Below are 17,241 nucleotides of genomic sequence, written 5' to 3' on the forward strand. Positions count from 1 at the left end.
GCGGTGGCCGGCTCCCACGATAATAGCAGTAACAGGACTCTCATGATCGTTCTTATGCTTAGAATCAATATGCATGGCTAATTGGTTGCTCATTCTCATTTCCCCTTATGAATAAATAGAATGATACCGCTTTATTTCTTGTTATTTTGATACCATTGGGTTGCTTCTTCAATTGCTTTATTACCTCCACGCGCTTTCCAGTCTGCAACGAATTTATCAAAGTAGTCGATACTTTCCTGGCCAACAATGATTTTCGCTGCTGTTTCCATAAACAATCCGTTTTTGGCGAGTTCAGGTTGAGACAACATAATGGCAGGAATAGGCATATCAAGTCCGTCATTCACCCGACCTTCACTATTGGCAACTTTCGAAGCATTCGTAATTAGATCCCCATGTGGGCGCCCTTTCATAAATTCTTCGTTCATCATATAGGGTTCGCCGGTAATTTGCAGGAACATCAAGTGCATATTTTCCTTATTAATTCCATCCGCGCTTGACTGATATTTATACTCGATTTTACCGTTATTTACGGTGTAGTCATCCCCCTCAATGCCATAAGTTAGGAAGGTATTCGCTTCTTTCGAGTAGAACCAATTCAAAAATTTAATAACATCCTCAGCTTTTTTGCTGCTGGCAGGGATCGCATAAGCCGACCTAATCGGTGAAATAATTTCCCCTCCGCCTTTTCCGTCTGGACCAATGGGTGATGGAATGTTGATGATTTCAGCGGTAGGCTCGCCTTTCTTTACTTCAGCCAACCACTTATCCGGATAGCCCGGATCATGTATCCACATTTCCGGCAAAATGTATTTAGGAACCAGCTTATTATCTTTGTACTTCCAAGTGCCTGCAGATATTCCTTCGCCAGGATTGACATCGTAGGCTCCAAAGAAGGCCTCGGCTACTCTTAAATTTTTGCGCCCTGAGAATGGAATTTCATCTTTTTTACCGTTGCCATTCGGGTCCTTATCGCGAAATGCCGTCAATACATTTATGTATTCATCTATCGTTTTGGGTACCTGTAAGCCAAGTTTATCAAGCCAATCTTTCCTCATAAAGACAACCTGACTCCGATTCGTGCCCGACATGGCTGGTATCGCATATATTTTTCCGTCCTTACTTATTGTCGGCGAATCCCACGCTTCTTTAGGGATATTGCTCTTAAGATTAGGGCCGAATTTATCGATCAGATCATTCAGCTCCGTAAAAGCTCCGTTATTTACAGCAGGTGAGGACACCTTCGTATTAATGGCTGATATTTCTAGCAGATCCGGCAGCTTTTCATTAGCAGCGAGCAGTAAATTAAGTTTTTGATCAAAATCTGTTGCAGGAATGATTTCAATATTGACATTTGTTTTGGATAGTTCCTCCATCTTTTTAACATAGATATCCTCATTAATATTAGGAGACGCTTCAACATATGGAAGTGATCTTGAGTTCATCGTAATGTTTATTGAGGGTATGCCCTGTCCATCCGGTGAACTTTGGCCATCATCTGAATGATTACTACAAGCGGATATCATGGTAGTAACCAAAAGTGTTCCAATTACTTTGTTGCTTGCTTTCATTCGGGTCCCACTCCCTTAGTCGATTTAGTTTTAACCTTTGACAGAACCAATCATTGCACCTTGGATAAAATGTTTCTGGATCAATGGATAAATAAATAAAATTGGCACAGTAGCAACTATAATGGTTGCCATTCTTATTCCTTCAATGGACATCAACATGCCGGAGCCCATACTGCCTGCATCATTCTCCACAAGAAGTTGACGTAATTTAACTTGTAAAGTGAATAGGCTTGGATCTCTCAAGTACATAATCGCATTCATATATCCATTCCAATACCCAACGGCATAGAACAGACCAATCGTCGTTAAAGAAGGTAGAGAAAGCGGCATAATGATTCTTCCAAAGGTATTAAATTCATCACATCCATCAATGGTTGCCGCGTCTGTAAGGCCTTCTGGAATGCCTTTGAAGAAAGTTATCATGATAACCAGATTAAAAGCGCTGATTAGGCCCGGAATAATGAGCGCACTTAATGAATCCAACAAACCGAATGACTTCACAACTAAGTAGGTCGGAATCAGTGGGGCTGGAAAAATCATTGTAATAATAACCATAATCATGATTACACTTCGACCTTTTAAATGGGATTTTGATAATCCGTATCCCATCAGCGAAGTAAAGAGTAGGCTTAGAAATGTGCCGGCTGCCGTTACCCATATGGTGACACCAAAAGCTTTCCAAATCGCCTTATTTTTTAATACAGCCAAATAATGATCGAGTGTAAAGTTTACAGGAAATACGGAGACCTTACCTTGCAGAATAGCCTGCCCGCCGCTGAAAGAGCCTGCTAATATGTTGAGATAAGGGACTAGCATTAACAGGCTGATACCTGTCAGTAGGATGGCATTAATTATTGGGAATATAGCCTTCTTCTTCCTCATCTCTTCACCTCTGTTTAATATAATGTTTCGCCCGTTAGCCTTTTACTGATTTGGTTAAAACTAAAGATAAGCATCAAACCAACTACGGATTTAAAAATTCCGATGGCTGTTGTATAGCTGTACTGCCCTCCCAGTAAACCTACGCTATAAATGTACGTGTCTATAATTTGCCCTTTCTCTGCAACGAGTGGATTGATTAACATATAAATTTGTTCAAACCCTAAATCTAACAGATGTCCAATTCTCAGCAGGAACAAAATCATAATGGTTGGTAATAAAGATGGCAATGTAATGCTAATCATCTTGCGAAATCGGCCAGCACCATCAACGTCCGCAGCCTCATACATCTCCGTGTTGATGCTAGCCAGGGCGGCAAGATAGATAATCGTATTCCACCCCACTTCCTTCCAAATACCTGAAGCAACGACGATAGATCGAAAAAATTCAGGTTGCTGCATAAAGAACTTTCGCTCTATTCCCAAAAATTCTAAGATTTCATTAATAATCCCGTAGTTTGGCGATAACACATTAATGACTAAGCCACCTACAATAACCCAAGACAAAAAGTGCGGGAGATAAACGATGGTTTGAACAGAGCGTTTGAACCACATTTTCCTAACTTCATTCAGCAGCAGAGCTAAAATAATTGGAGCAGGAAAACCAAACACAAGTTGATATATACTAATAAATACGGTGTTTTTGAGAATTTTCAAAAATTCAGGATACGTAAACAGCGTTTCGAAATGCTTTAATCCGACAAACGGGCTTCCCATAATACCTTTGTAAACATTATAATCCTGAAAGGCAATCACACTTCCCAGAATCGGGACATACTTAAAGAGAAAGAAAAACATGATCCCAGGTATGATCATGCAATATAGCTGCCAGTATTTCGAATAATAAAGCCTGGCCCTTTTTCTTCTTGCTTCCGTATCCATCACATGAATGGGGGGCGCATTCGTATTCATGGGAACCTCCTGATGTCTTATTTGATAACTCCATACTAGAAGAAATCAGGAGGTTCGTACATGGTATTCCTTATGCTAGTTGTGTTTTTATAAGGTAATGTATGCGCTTTATTTTTGTGCGCGAAACTCTCGAGGTGAAATGCCAAAGAACTTTTTGAAGCTTTTCGTAAAATGGGGGTAATCCGTATATCCAATATGTTCCGGGATCTCAGAGGCCTTGCAATCAGGATCGGATAATAATTGCTTCGCTTTCTCCATGCGTGTTTGAATTAAATATTGAGAAAAGGATATGCCCACACTCTGTTTGAATACTTGGCTGAGGTAAGGTAGGGATAATTTAACATGGTCGGCTACCATCTGGAGGGAGAGTTCATTATTCTTATAATTATTTTCGATAAATGCGATAACTTGTTTGATGCTCAGGTGCGCACCATAATTTCGGGTTTCACGAACAGTTTGAAGCCATGTACGAATGAAATGCTTATTTAAAACTTGCACATTCTCCCTATTTTTTCCAGTAAGAGCAATTAGTTTATTATCGTAGTCAAGATTTTTGGCTCCTAACTCATTGTTCAGACATGCATAGATTCTACTCAAGAATTCAATACTCCGCTCTTTGTATTGCGAATTCATTTCGCGACTATCTGCCCATTTCTTATTAAAATAATCGATCGCGTTCATAGCCTCGGTTTCATTCACATTCCATATCAAATGAGCTATATTCTTCGCTTCTTCCGTACAATAAAGCAACCACTCGCTATACTCACTCAAATTAATCTGTTGCTTCTCAACTTCCAATTTGACTTTATGCAACGTTTGACTAAGTTGTTCCGGCCGTATGGGTTTAAGCAGATAATCGCTGACACCGTAATGTATCGCTTCCTGAGCAAAACTAAAATCACTGTAACCTGACAATATGATAAATTCACATTGAATTCCTAGTGATTTAACATTTTTAATTAAGTCTAATCCGTTCATTTGCGGCATTTTTATATCTGTGATAATTAAGTCGGGATGGGCACTTCTAGCTAGATGTAAACCTTCAACGCCATTAGCCCCCTCACCTATAACGTCAAAGCCAAGAGAAGATTCGGATACAAGTTTAAACAGACTCTTCCGTATTAAGGCTTCGTCCTCAATAATGACTGTACGGATCATTCAGCTTCATCCTTTCTCCCTTGTTTTAGTGGTACAACTACTTCCACGATTGTCCCGGTATGATTTGATTTAGCAATGTGTAAACCATATGGATAACCGAACGTCAACCGTAACCTGGAATGAACGTTAATTAAGCCGATATGACCATTTAATCCTTCATTCCTATTTTCATGATCGCTATATTGATCTTTAAATGCAGAGCTAAATCTGGCCAGCACGTCATCCGGCATCCCTCCACCCTGATCCGTAATCCTAATCACATATTTCTCATTCTGAATATCCCCTGTAATCCCAATAAAACTTGGTGGAAGCATCTGATTCTCGTAAGCATGAATGAAGCAATTTTCAATTATGGGCTGTAAGGAAAGGCGGCAAATTGTAATCGATGAAGCAGTGGTCCWGTCAAATTTAATAGCACACGTTAATTCGGGAAATCTTTCCTTTTGAATTTCGAGATACGTATGGATATGTTTCAATTCCTCTGTCAAGTTTACGACTTGCATAGAATCTTTCATGCAATACCGAAACATATCGGCTAGTGCGGTAGCCATTCTACTAACAGGCATTACGCCTTGGAGTATGGCATGGGAATTAATAATCTCTAGTGTATTGTATAAAAAGTGCGGATTGATCTGGGACTGAAGAGCTCGTAACATGGATTCTTTTTGCCGCAGCAATAAATCTTTTTCTCGCAACTGTCCTGCATGCACCTCTACGATAAGACGTCTGAGTTCCCCAATCATCTTGTTAAATCCTACGAACAAACTGCCTATTTCTTTTTCCCGGCGGTGCGGAGCTAAGGTGAGCAGATCTCCATTCTGTGCTTTGCGCATAAGCCTTTCTAAGATACTTAGTGAATTTGTGAGATAAAAAGCATATCCGCCAATAATGATGCAGGCAACAAAAGTAATAATTAGCAAAATCCAAATCGAATAGTCCCTAAGAACAATTAACCCTTTACTAAACTCATGGATAGGGAATTCAGATACGATCGTCCAACGAGTAGATTCGGAAGTATTGTAATTGACGATATTCGTTACCCCTGCATCTTCATGCAGGAATGGTTCACCCGCTTTCAACGAATGCCTACCATCGACAAACCAATCCGGCATATTGGAGCCCAATTTGTCATAATGACCTGAGTCATAAATAACAAGATTGTTGAAATCGATGATCCACAACTTCCCCTTCATGCCGGTTTGAATTTTATTCACTTTATTCCATATCTCATTAAGCCTTATGTTAAATACCAAAACGCCACTTGTCTGATACAATGTGGTATCCGTGAATTTCCTCGTAATCGTAAGTAACGGAGTACTATTTATCCATCGTATACCCATTACATTGTAATTTCCTAAGTTTGTATTTCTTAGGTAGCTTTCATAATCATCTTGACTTGGCAGCGCTACGTGATTGGAAATTTGTAGACCATTAGCAGAGTAAATGGTTAACGAATACACTTCAGGACGGCCAAATACAATTTGTTGGAGTAACTCATTTTGGATATCTCGCGTTAAAATAAACTGCTTGTAAGCTTGATCCGGTTGAAGAAGCATAAATTCTTTAACCAACGGGTGAGCAATTAATGGCATTGTAGAGCGCTCCAACTCTTGGAAATAATCACCAATTTGGTCATTTAATTGTCTGACAAGTTGCTCGTTAAATACTCTAGCCACATCCACAATCGTATCTGATGTTTTATCAAACCAGATTTTTGAAAGTAAAAGTGATGGCAGCAACAGAAACATAAGAAATAAAGCAATCAATTTTTTCCTCATCGTGACTCACCTCATGTAGATTTATTTCTCGATTGTTTCACCACCTCCTGCCTTCATGGTCTGAAATAAGCGCTTGCATGACGACAACACCCCTTCCGCAACTGATAAATTGATATTTGCGCGACCCAGGGCTGGGCCTGCATAGCAAAAAAACCCCGATCCGCCACAACGGATCGAGGGTTTCTATTTCTGCGCCGCGCCGCCGCCTCACTCAGCGGCGCTTACACCAACCGCGCCAGCTCCTCATCGCCGAGCGCGCGGTTGAACACCGCCAGCCCGCCGAGATAGCCGGCGAAGAAATTGCCCATGGTGCCGGAGCGGTACACGGCACCAACGGTAAAGTCGGCGCCAGCTCTCGCCGCCGTCGTACAATCCCTCCGGATACGCGTAGGGATTATACGTCTCGCGCACGTCCACTTTACCGCTGCCATCTGTCGCGCCTACAACGATTACCTGATTGCAGAATGGCTCCCGAAGAGCCCGAAGTACAAAGGCTACATGTGCATCGGCACGCAAGATCCGCAGCAGGCGGCGCGGGAAATTGACCGCATCGGCCCACATCCGGGCATCGTCGCGGTCAGCGTCACCAGCGGCTCGCAGATGCCGTACGGACAACGCTTCTTTCATCCGATCTATGAAGCTTGTGAGCGGCATGGCCTGCCCCTGGTGATCCATCCCGGATCGGAAGGCGCCGGCATCTTCAACGCACCAACCGCTGTCGGGTATGTCTCCAACTACTTGCAGTGGCATACGTGCCTCTCCCAGACGTTCATGGCGCATCTCGTCAGCTTTGTTTGTGAGGGCGTGTTCGAGAAGTACCCGAACTTCAAAGTTGTGTTGTGCGAAGGCGGCGTTACGTGGCTGCCGCCGCTGCTGTTGAGGCTGGACAAAAACTACAAGGCGCTTCGCTCCTCCGTTCCTTGGCTGAAGCGGCTGCCCAGCGAATATGTCCGCGATCACTGCTTCATCACGACGCAGCCGATCGAAGAGCCGGACAATCCGAAGCATCTGGCGGCGATGTTCGAGATGTTCGACGCCGAGAACATGCTGCTCTTCTCGAGCGACTACCCACATTGGGATTTCGATGATCCGACGATTATCCTGCGGTGGCTGCCCGAGGATAAGCAGCGCAAAATTTTCAGCGAGAATGCGCGGAAGTTGTTCCAGCTGTAGCGCTGGATGCATGGATGCCTCGTTCGTCCACCTGCCTGTGATTCAATCGCCGATTTTATTAGCGACAAGAACTTGATCGCATGCCCGTTTTCTCGTATAAAAAAAGCGTCAGCGATTAAATCGCCGACACTCTTTATGTGTTCCTGTTATGAGATATAGCAATTGTCTTGTAACCCTGCCTACCTATGCGGCATTGCCCTGATACCCGAATACATGATAAGTGGAAATAATACAGTTAATTTGTTCAAATGAGCTAGCTCTATGGGATTAGATGGAAATTTTCCCGCTATTCCTTCTAGTATTCTCATAAAAGGGGCAGCTATGGCCGAAATAACTGGAGGAACTCCTGTTATTCCACAAAACCCTCTCTCAGCGCCATTTTTAACCGTAGAAATTGCTGTTATTTCACCCTTGAGCATACATAAAGTCCACCCTTCAGCTACTCCCAAAACGATTCATACAGCAAAAGACGCATGCATAACATGCGTCTTTTGCTGTATGAAAAAAGGATTTTATATATTTCTTACATCGATATTCGTATTAGGAAGAAGGTTCAAGTAATCGAACTGCACTGCACATCCATCCCCAACTGGACTCTGGGCAACTACACCGACTTTTAAACTATGAATATTAGTCATTCCAAAATACCGCACTAATGCCCATTCATTACCATCAAGAGAATAATGAAAAGCTAGACCATTATCATATCGAGATACTCTTAAGAAAGGATTTGTATGCCCGGCATCGTCACCGATACAATCATCCGAAATATCTTTGGTTACAACACTAATAATGGAAGGTCGACCTCTAAAATCCTCATAACATAACTTAGCCCAGTTATTCTCGTCTGCCATTACCATAAGGCATCCGGAGTCGTTCCGGTCATGTATGTCCACGCTAACCCGTGTGGTTAAAATAAAATTTTCATTTGTTGTCGTATATAGGAACGGAGCCGAACTTTTTCTACTTCCCTGTGTTGGATTATGAAAGAAGTCTGCACGAGGTGGCGCGGTAATTCTAAGTGAATTTTGTTCGGAAAATCCCCATTCTTGTGGTTCATTCATCCAGTTAAGAGAAGAATTTAGTCTCTTCCCCACGCAGTTATTAAAAAGATTCATATCTAACCATCGCCACCCATCCCTATAGTGTATATCCCTTTGGAAGTTTACTCGTTATTATCGATTAACGTATCGCGGGAGGAGGAAATTACTGGATACAACTTTAGCTCCATCGTGCGACGCTTCTCGTGTTTTACGATTATACAATGAACGATAATGGTTGAGGAACAAAAATATCTGCCCGCCAAAATTGTTACAACAACAATACTGCTGCCCATAAGTTTAAAATGCGAAAAAGAGACCCACAGCAACGGGCTGAGGGTCCAAATTATATTATACAGTCTTACAGATGGCTCTTGATTTGATCAATGAGCTCCCCATATTGTTCCTCCGTTAAAAGGAGATTTGCCGGTGGGTTCATTTCAAACATTTTCCCCCAGGTATAGCCATCTTTATATTTCGGTACGATGTGAAAATGTACATGCGGCATTGTATCGCCAAATGCACCGTAGTTCACTTTATCCGGTTGGAACGCTTTTTCAATGGCTGCTGCCACTTGCGCTACATCGCGCATATAGGCATCCTGCTTATCCTGCGACAGATGAAAAAACTCCGTTTCATGCTCGTTCAGCGCGACAATACAGCGCCCCCGGTACGTCTGCTCCCGAAACAAATACAAGGTTGATACACGCAACTGGCCGATTTCGATCATGAGATTGTTCAGTGCTTCGTTTTTACTACAATAATTGCAAATTGAACTCATGTCTGACACTCCCGTTCGCTAGAAATGGAATAAGTGAAAACTACTACACTATCATACCATATCAAACATCTTCCTAATGACTAAAACATCAGAATCCCCCTATACAAAAAAGCTTGATTTCTCAAGCTTTTTTAAACGGTCTAATTAAGTTCAAAATTAAACACTTAGATCTACATAAAAAGGTGGTTGAACACCATGTATACGGGCATAAACGAATAGTTGTCCTTTGTGATGCGCTTCATGAGCGACCAGGCGATAGAACATTTCCTCGATCGGCTCTGTAATATTAACACCGTTAATATTAATCGTGGCTATTTCTTGGAGCTTTGAATCGGTATAATCATTCAGTTTCTGCTCCGTCACTGCGGTCAAATGCTTCACAAGCTCGCGCGCTTCAGCAATGGTTGAAGGAACGGGCGGAATATTCATGTCGCGCTTCTCGATCTGAGCAAAGAAGAACTCTGGCGTCCAAGCGAGATGGTGCACTAGCTCCAGCGTGGTCATGCCGCCGTCCCATGGGCTCMAGCTGCCGCTCGTTTCGGGTAAATAGATCTACCAATTCAACCACGCTGTTATGATGCATTTTCCAACCTTTTATGATTTTTCGAGCTGTTGAAAGTTGAGTTATCATGTTAAATTCCCCCTAAATTTTTGATTAATCATGTATTCAATAGCTTAGCCCTGTATGGTTGAATTTAGCATGCAATAGTTCCACAAATCATTTATTTTCGAGATCCAAAGTTAGACACTTAGATCTACATAAAATGGTGGATTTACGGCAAGCATACGGGCATATACGAATAATTGTCCTTTGTGATGCGCTTCATGGGCAAACAGACGATGGAACATCTCCTCGATCGGTTCAGTGACGTCAACACCGTTAATATGGATAGTGGCGACTTTTTGAAGTTCTGAATCGGTGTACGCATTCAGCTTCTGCTCCGTCATCGCGGTCAGATGCTTCATAAGCTCACGCGCTTCTGCAATGGTCGAAGGAACAGGCGGAATGTTCATATCTCGCTTCTCGATCTGAGCAAAGAAGAACTCTGGCGTCCAAGCCAGATGGTGTACCAGTTCCAGCGTGGTCATGCCGCCGTCCCAGGGACGCCAGCTGCCGCTCGATTCCGGCAGTTGATCTACCAATTGAACCAAGCTGTTGTGATGCATTTTCCAGCCTTTCATGATTTTTTGAGCTGCTGTATGTTGAGTTGCCATTTTGAATTCCTCCTGTATGTTGAGATTGATAATAGATACAATCCGTATATTGCACGCTGAGTTAGCATGTTTCAGCAAGCTTCGAAATGCAAGCATACATCTCGTTGTCTTTGCCGTGTTCATACTTTAACACTACTAAAGCAACTATGAACTGTACTACCGTTATGTTAGGTGAGGAATAACAAAAAGTTATGGATACTGTCATCCAAATTATCAAAATAAAAAACGCAGCTGTCCTATGCCTACAGCCACGTTGCTTGGTTGGTTGCTATACTCCCATTGTACTTTATGATTTGTGCCGTTTTGGGCAGTTCAATAAAAAAGGTGAAATGCCCGTTCACATGCTTAAGTCCGATTTCCCCTCCGTGCAGCTCAACGATATAGTTCGCAATCGATAAACCGAGTCCTGCACCTGAAGGCACGTCTCGATCGCGCCTGGAGGGCTCCGCCTTATAAAAACGCTCAAACAAAAGCTTCTCCTGCTCCTTGGTAATGGGGTTTCCCCAATTTTCAACCGCAAAYCTGATAGTTTGGCCATGTTGGGCAAGCCGAATCGTAATTTCACCTGGCTTCAAGGAAAACTTGAGCGCATTCATGAGCAGATTATCGATCGCGCGCACCAACTTTTCAACATCAACATAAGCAAATAGAGATTGTTGTTCCCAATCCTTCTTGACCGTTAGAGAGAGCTCTTGCGCGATCGGCTCGAACTCGATGATGATTTGCTCTAGGAGGCTGTTGAGGTCGATCTTCTGGAAAGTAAGATTGGTGTCGCCGCTGGTAAGACGGGTATACTCGAACAAATCATCGATAAGCTTTTTCATTTGCTTGGTCTTGTTAAAAGCGTTACGGATGTACCTCTTGTGTTCGTCGAGATCGTGATAGTGGTCATTTTGGAGCAGGTTCAAATAACCGATGATGCTCGTCAAAGGCGTACGTAAATCATGGGATACGTGCGTGATCAGCTCCATTTTGGATGTCTCGATCTGACGTTCTCTCTTCATCATGCTTTGAAGCTGCTCAGCCATATAATTGATGTTCTGCGCGACTTCCCCCAGCTCGTCTTGGCCCGGCAGGGGCACCCGATAATTGAGATCCCCCTTGGCAATCGCCATGAGCCCGTCAGCAAGAGTTCTCACTTTCTTGACGATAGGACTCATCAGGAAGAAAAATAGGAGCAAAAAGAAAAACGAAAACGAGAGGAACGTAAAGGCCACCCCAACGAAGTCTATAGTTGCGCCTTCCGTCTTCCGTGCAATCATCTGCGGCAAAATAAATCTCAAAAGATTATTGATGATGGACGATCCGATAAAAGAGATGATAAGGCTAAAGAGAAGCGATCCGAGCAAGCGCAGCCTAATGCTTTTTTTCCAGTTTAAGAGGGAAAAGAAGTCTCTATTCAACTTTATATCCCACTCCCCAAACCGTTTTGATAAATCGCGGTTCACGCGGATTGTCTTCGATCTTCTCCCGAATGTTGCGCACGTGGACCATTACCGTATTATCGGACAAAAATTTGTCTTCCTTCCAAACACTTCTATAAATTTGCTCTACTTTAAACACTTGTCCGCGATGGCCGGCAAGCAGCTCCAGAATGGAGAACTCGATTGGCGTAAGAGGCACCTCACGGCCGCGTACCGTCATGAGATGCTTGGTTTTGTTAATGACCAGCTCGTCGATTTCAACTACGCTGCCATCGAAAGCTTTGACCTGTTGATCAGCAGCGCCGGTGAACGTTTGCCTGCGCAGCTGCGCCTTGACTCTTGCGATCAGCTCCAGCGGATTGAACGGTTTGGCCACGTAATTGTCCGCCCCGGTCGTAAGCCCCGTTATTTTGTCGATATCCTCACTTTTGGCTGAGAGCATAATGATCGGAATTTTCGTCATCTCTCTAATCTTGAAGCAAGCTCTGATTCCATCCATATTCGGCATCATAACGTCCAGAATGATCAAATCGATCGATTCACGGCGCAGCTGCTCGACTGCTTGAGCGCCGTCCTCCGTTTCAAAAACGCAGTAGCCTTCATTTTGCAGGTAAATACGAATGGCGTCGCGAATTTCCGGATCGTCGTCTGCGACAAGAACGCTTATTGTCAAGTTGGATCACTCCCAAATTATTAGATTTAGTCTAGCCAGCGGTTATGACGCTGATTGGTATTTCTCCTTCTGAAGAAGCGGATAATCCCCCATACTGCAAAGAGCACGAAGAGCACCCAGAGCAAGCGCAAGCCATATTCGTAAAATAACATACCGACTTCCCGAGCATGATTACCTACATAGCGTCCAATCATAAAGAAGAGGAATGTCCAGACCAGTCCCGTCGTGTAGGAAAAAAGGGCATACCGTTTAAAGGACATCTTGTGGACGCCTACCACATAGGGCATAACATGCCGAATGATAGGAAAAAAATAACTAATGCCTAATGCAAAGCTACCATATTTTTGGAAAAACGCCTATGAAAAACGTAAATATTTCTCCATCTTTTTCTTGCGTCTCAACCTTGTCAAAATAGGTGTTCCAGCGTAACGACCAAGCAAGTAACCTAGCGTTAAGCCGGAGACGACACCCAAATAAGTCAATATAAAAGCGGGAATCGGTATGCCGACAATGCCGAGCCATAGCATAAAAAATAGTGCTGCATAGCCGAATTGCTGAAGAGTCGATAGAAACCATTCATAATTCATGTGCGCGATCCTCCTTTGCGGCAGACATAAACGAAAGCGGGAGGAACGTTGAGAGGGATAAAATGAACTTGCTCGATTTCGAATCGCTGACTGAGCTGCTTCCGCATCTGCAGCGAATACTGGAAGGTAATGAATAAGCCGCCCGGTTTCAACGTCGTTTCGATTTGGGACATTAATTGCTCGCGCAGAGCCGACGGAAAATTAAAAAACGGAAGACCGCTCAAGATGCAATCGAGCTCATCGATTCCTTCTCTCTGTAAGGCATGCTGCATGTTGCATGCATCGGCATAGCAGGTGAAGAGCCGATATCGTGCGGACAATTGACTGCGCAGATGTTGGTCTTTTTCGAACAATAGAACCTTTGTCTCTATATGCAGAACCTTTGCCAGATGTCTGGTAATGGCGCCAGTGCCCGCCCCGAGTTCAGCGACGCTCCTTACTTGATTCCATTGAACAGGTTCGAGCATTTTTTTTACCAAAAACATGGAGCTCGGTGCGATGCTGCCAATCTGCCTCGGCGCACGCATGAATTTATATAGAAACAATAGCTGGTCCTGCATGGCTCTAATCATGAAATAACTCTCCTCTCATTCCTTACGATGCCTCTATCGTAACGAAAAGTTCTGCAGAATGAGCTAAGAAAAAGATAAAGAAATTCTGAAGAAACTTTGAAGAAAGCTAAAAATGCGACTGCCTGTTGCACCAAGAGACCCACAGCCGCGGGCTGAGGGTCTAAGGTTTATATTTTAAGGGTCGAGCTTTATTATAGATGTATTTCATTAAAACATCCTGAATGGACTTGGTCATCCAACCATAGCTCCTATGATAGCCTCTGTTCGTCTGTGATCTTCCATTTTTTATAGAGACTAACCAGATAGAAATTAATCGGCCAAGATATCAAACCATAAAACGCCCAACAAAAAAGAAGAGCCCGATTGTTCTTAATAACCCGAACTCTTCTATATACTTTGTATCCTAATCTCTTCCTGAGACGGGTAGTCACTGCAAATTCTCAAGTCTTATGTTAGAAAAAGCAGACGATCAATCAATCCAAGATGCCCCTGATGATAAAACCCTTCCCTTTGAACAAAACGGGGTATTGTTGGTCCGTCCCTAAAGAGCGGTTATGCTCGGAATTAATTATTTCCCTCAGTATCTTTAACTGGCGGAAATATTCATGTCTATCCAGTTATTTCATGAAATAGTGTCAAATAAAAACAAGCCATCCTTCGTTAATGCATATTTCTTGTCACAATACTCAGCTACGAGTGCACTGTGAGTCGCAATTACAAAAGTGGCCCCCTCCGCTTTAAGCACTTTGAAGTACTCCATTACCAACAAAGCAGTTTCGTCATCCAGTGATCCTGTTGGCTCATCTGCAACGATGATTTGTGGTTTTTTAATAAGCCCACGTATAACACCTACTCTCTGAATCTCGCCTCCTGACAAAAGTCCAATCTTTTTACCAAGAAGATGTTTAATCTCAAAATGGTCGCTCAACACTTCAATCCTATCTTGATACACTGCTCTGTTGTTTTCGTTTTTCTCGAACCATAATGGAACAGCTATATTTTCCAAAACAGTTAGCTCAGGAATCATTGGACTATGCTGAGAAATATATCCGATGTGTTCGCTACGAAATTTGGCTAAAAAGCTAAAACTTTTATCATTCATTCTTGTTTCTTGAATCCAAAATTCTCCGGAGCTTGGCTTTTCTAACCCGGCAATTATATTCAATAACGTGCTTTTTCCAGAACCGCTCTTCCCTTTAATAGCAATCATACTACCTGGGTCACCAATCAGGTTGATATTGCTTAATACATACTTTGCATTATATATTTTGGAGATATTCTTCAGTACTACTCGACTCAATTAGATCATCCCTTCAATTTTTGGACAATGTCCATTCTTGCTAACATATTTCGAGCAAATATCGCAGCAAGCCATAATTTTAACAAGCTAACAAGGAACACAAGAACTAAATAGTTTATTAGTATCAGATAGGAGGAACTTGTTAGAATTAAGAGAAAAAAGAATGGAACGAAACTACCAATTAGACTAGTGATAGCCAGCTGAGTTCCAATCATTCTCCAGATATTTGTCAAATTAGCACCACTTATTAGTAGAACTGTATATGTAGATACATTCTTTTTTATTTTCAAAAAAACCGTCATAATCAAAACTATAAGAGTAATTATGAATAACCCAATGGAAATTGCCAATAACACATCTCTATTGCTTTCAATCATATTGACTAATGTATTAATTGCCAAACTATCGGCTCCAATGATATCAAAGCTGTTAAAGCCTGTCTGCGCGGCAACATCCTTACCGATCTTTCTAACTTCTATCGGATCAAGATCTGAGATAATTGTTCCATTTACTCGACTCAGTAGAAGTGCTCTAAAAAAAATCGGTACATCTGATGTTGTTTCTATTAGACTAGTTGGCTGTGTAATAAAATTTAAACTAGGTAGAATCACATACCTATCGAGAATAACTTCAGGTCTGGACTTGGTCATGATCTTTTGAGACGGTTGAAACAATCCAACAACAGTACCTACAAAATCCTGCTGGTAATAATTAAGATCTATACGATCCCCGACACGATATACTCCCCGGTAATCAGCTCCAAGCAGAATAGGAATATTCTCGCCTGAAAAGATATATTCATTGCTATTAAATAATCTGCCGCTATCCAGTTGTAGTTGGTTTATCTCAATCGCATTTTGATTGAGTTGCATAGATTTAATGGAAGTATACTCTTTACCATGAAAGTTTTGTATGGGAACACTTTTTCCGAATTCATAATAATCACCGAACGTTTCATTACCTTTGAACCCATATATGCCTATTGGCTGCCAAACAGCTTGATAAAACACCATTCCAGGTTGCTCAGCCATTTTGTCTGCAAACGCATCTAATATATTATAATTCTTTACATTCATAAAAAAGTCTTTTTCTTTCTGATCAAAAAGCTGGTCTGTTATCTTGTACACATTCATACCTTTAAACACATTCGCAGCTTTTACTTCTAGATGAGATTGTTTGATATTTATGACGACCATCATGACTAAGAAATAAAAAAGTACTGCTGAAACCAGAAAAATCATATTTAACAACTTGTTCTGTTTAAAAAAGGTTGGTAGCATTTTCAATATTTCCTTCCGCCTTTTCCGATTGAAAACCTTGCAGTAACGATAAAACTTACTATGAATAAAAATACTACATAAGCTACGACTGTAAGCATGGAATGTACAACCCACGCCGAGTCCCATGTTGTGAATTTTTTTTGTTGAATAATCCGAATAATTAGCATTGTTAGTGTTGAACTGACAGTGCAAGGCAGCACTTTAGTAATAACCATTTCACGATAAATTCTAAGCATTGGAAATCCGTGAATATACATGATTTGTATTATTTTTTTTTCTTTTGAAAACCATATCCAACTGAAAATCATGAGTATCATAATGAAAAATATGGAGGTTAACTGAAGCCCTCTCAATATGGATTTGTTGGAATTCATTGCGTAAGACCCGTATTCTTCGGCATGAATAATTTCAAACGAATTGTTATTTAGGATCGCTTTTAGAATTTCTATTTTATTGTTGCTTGGTGACTCAAAAATAAACATATTTCCTTCTTCTACATTTATCTGCATCTTCTCCGTGATGAGCCATATTTGTGCGTTCATCAAATAGGATGTAGGTGTATCAAAATAACCGGCAATGGGGTAGGAACTTGGCAAGTTATTAACCGGTGCGTTAATTCCTACTATGGCAATATTTCCGCGACTTAAATTGTTACTATCCTTGGAGATGAATTGGATTGGAGGCATCTTCAAGTCGCCATTCATCCTGACAATTCTAATCCCAGGCATGCTTGCTTCATATTGAACCAGTATAAATTTATCGGATGTGGTCTTCAGCGGCTGATCGATGCTAGTCATTTTAAAAGCAATAGCGTCCTTACTGACATATCCATTATTCACCAT

Annotated in this window: 17 protein-coding genes and 1 pseudogene; 1 reads left to right on the forward strand and 17 read right to left on the reverse strand. The window is 41.9% G+C overall.

Annotation, left to right across the window (positions count from 1 at the left end; all coding sequences use genetic code 11):
- Positions 1–131 precede the first annotated feature (131 nt).
- The 5 genes from AC1DUA_RS02090 to AC1DUA_RS02110 all read right to left on the reverse strand — a co-directional run bounded on the left by AC1DUA_RS02090 (position 132) and on the right by AC1DUA_RS02110 (position 6,354).
- Positions 132–1,568: an extracellular solute-binding protein gene (locus AC1DUA_RS02090; protein ID WP_477498150.1), complete on the reverse strand. Its 1,437-nt coding sequence runs from the start codon at positions 1,566–1,568 to the stop codon at positions 132–134.
- 30 nt (positions 1,569–1,598) lie between these two features.
- Complete coding sequence (locus AC1DUA_RS02095; protein WP_477498151.1) at positions 1,599–2,450, reverse strand: carbohydrate ABC transporter permease; 852 nt, start codon at positions 2,448–2,450, stop codon at positions 1,599–1,601.
- Between the two features lie 14 nt (positions 2,451–2,464).
- Positions 2,465–3,418, reverse strand: coding sequence for an ABC transporter permease (locus tag AC1DUA_RS02100; RefSeq protein WP_477498152.1), 954 nt, complete (start codon positions 3,416–3,418; stop codon positions 2,465–2,467).
- 108 nt (positions 3,419–3,526) lie between these two features.
- On the reverse strand, positions 3,527–4,576 hold the full coding sequence (locus AC1DUA_RS02105; protein ID WP_477498153.1) for a response regulator transcription factor: 1,050 nt from the start codon (positions 4,574–4,576) through the stop codon (positions 3,527–3,529).
- Positions 4,573–6,354 carry a sensor histidine kinase gene (locus AC1DUA_RS02110; protein WP_477498154.1) on the reverse strand — a complete coding sequence of 594 codons (1,782 nt, stop codon included), beginning with the start codon at positions 6,352–6,354 and terminating at the stop codon, positions 4,573–4,575. Before AC1DUA_RS02110 ends, AC1DUA_RS02105 begins: the two co-directional genes overlap by 4 nt.
- Positions 6,355–6,660: 306 nt before the next feature.
- Between AC1DUA_RS02110 and AC1DUA_RS02115 the strand changes: the two genes are divergently transcribed.
- Positions 6,661–7,527 carry an amidohydrolase family protein gene (locus AC1DUA_RS02115; RefSeq protein ID WP_477498175.1) on the forward strand — a complete coding sequence of 289 codons (867 nt, stop codon included), beginning with the start codon at positions 6,661–6,663 and terminating at the stop codon, positions 7,525–7,527.
- Positions 7,528–7,706: 179 nt separating this feature from the next.
- Here AC1DUA_RS02115 and AC1DUA_RS02120 read toward each other — a convergent pair whose 3' ends face one another.
- The 12 genes and pseudogenes from AC1DUA_RS02120 to AC1DUA_RS02175 all read right to left on the reverse strand — a co-directional run bounded on the left by AC1DUA_RS02120 (position 7,707) and on the right by AC1DUA_RS02175 (position 17,196).
- Complete coding sequence (locus AC1DUA_RS02120) at positions 7,707–7,946, reverse strand: hypothetical protein (RefSeq protein ID WP_477498155.1); 240 nt, start codon at positions 7,944–7,946, stop codon at positions 7,707–7,709.
- A gap of 93 nt (positions 7,947–8,039) precedes the next feature.
- A complete protein-coding gene (locus AC1DUA_RS02125) occupies positions 8,040–8,645 on the reverse strand; it encodes a DUF1349 domain-containing protein (RefSeq protein ID WP_477498156.1) in 606 nt (201 codons plus the stop codon).
- A gap of 283 nt (positions 8,646–8,928) precedes the next feature.
- Positions 8,929–9,348, reverse strand: coding sequence for an HIT family protein (locus tag AC1DUA_RS02130; RefSeq protein ID WP_477498157.1), 420 nt, complete (start codon positions 9,346–9,348; stop codon positions 8,929–8,931).
- 156 nt (positions 9,349–9,504) lie between these two features.
- Entirely contained in the window at positions 9,505–9,852 is a 348-nt protein-coding gene (locus AC1DUA_RS02135) for a DinB family protein (protein WP_477498158.1), read from the reverse strand.
- A 237-nt stretch (positions 9,853–10,089) separates the two neighbouring features.
- A complete protein-coding gene (locus tag AC1DUA_RS02140) occupies positions 10,090–10,563 on the reverse strand; it encodes a DinB family protein (protein ID WP_477498159.1) in 474 nt (157 codons plus the stop codon).
- Positions 10,564–10,805: 242 nt separating this feature from the next.
- Complete coding sequence (locus AC1DUA_RS02145) at positions 10,806–11,966, reverse strand: HAMP domain-containing sensor histidine kinase (protein ID WP_477498160.1); 1,161 nt, start codon at positions 11,964–11,966, stop codon at positions 10,806–10,808.
- Positions 11,959–12,660 (reverse strand): response regulator transcription factor, encoded by a 702-nt coding sequence (locus AC1DUA_RS02150; RefSeq protein WP_477498161.1) that lies wholly within the window; start codon positions 12,658–12,660, stop codon positions 11,959–11,961. Before AC1DUA_RS02150 ends, AC1DUA_RS02145 begins: the two co-directional genes overlap by 8 nt.
- Positions 12,661–12,686: 26 nt before the next feature.
- Positions 12,687–13,247 (reverse strand): annotated as a pseudogene (locus tag AC1DUA_RS02155) (DedA family protein).
- A complete protein-coding gene (locus AC1DUA_RS02160) occupies positions 13,244–13,819 on the reverse strand; it encodes a class I SAM-dependent methyltransferase (RefSeq protein WP_477498162.1) in 576 nt (191 codons plus the stop codon). Before AC1DUA_RS02160 ends, AC1DUA_RS02155 begins: the two are co-directional and overlap by 4 nt.
- 622 nt (positions 13,820–14,441) lie before the next feature.
- Positions 14,442–15,119 (reverse strand): ABC transporter ATP-binding protein, encoded by a 678-nt coding sequence (locus tag AC1DUA_RS02165; protein ID WP_477498163.1) that lies wholly within the window; start codon positions 15,117–15,119, stop codon positions 14,442–14,444.
- A gap of 5 nt (positions 15,120–15,124) precedes the next feature.
- Positions 15,125–16,405 (reverse strand): ABC transporter ATP-binding protein, encoded by a 1,281-nt coding sequence (locus tag AC1DUA_RS02170; protein WP_477498164.1) that lies wholly within the window; start codon positions 16,403–16,405, stop codon positions 15,125–15,127.
- Entirely contained in the window at positions 16,402–17,196 is a 795-nt protein-coding gene (locus AC1DUA_RS02175) for a hypothetical protein (protein ID WP_477498165.1), read from the reverse strand. The genes AC1DUA_RS02170 and AC1DUA_RS02175 overlap by 4 nt, the downstream gene beginning before the upstream one ends.
- Positions 17,197–17,241 lie beyond the last annotated feature (45 nt).

This window comes from Paenibacillus sp. 01T422 (assembly GCF_056398785.1).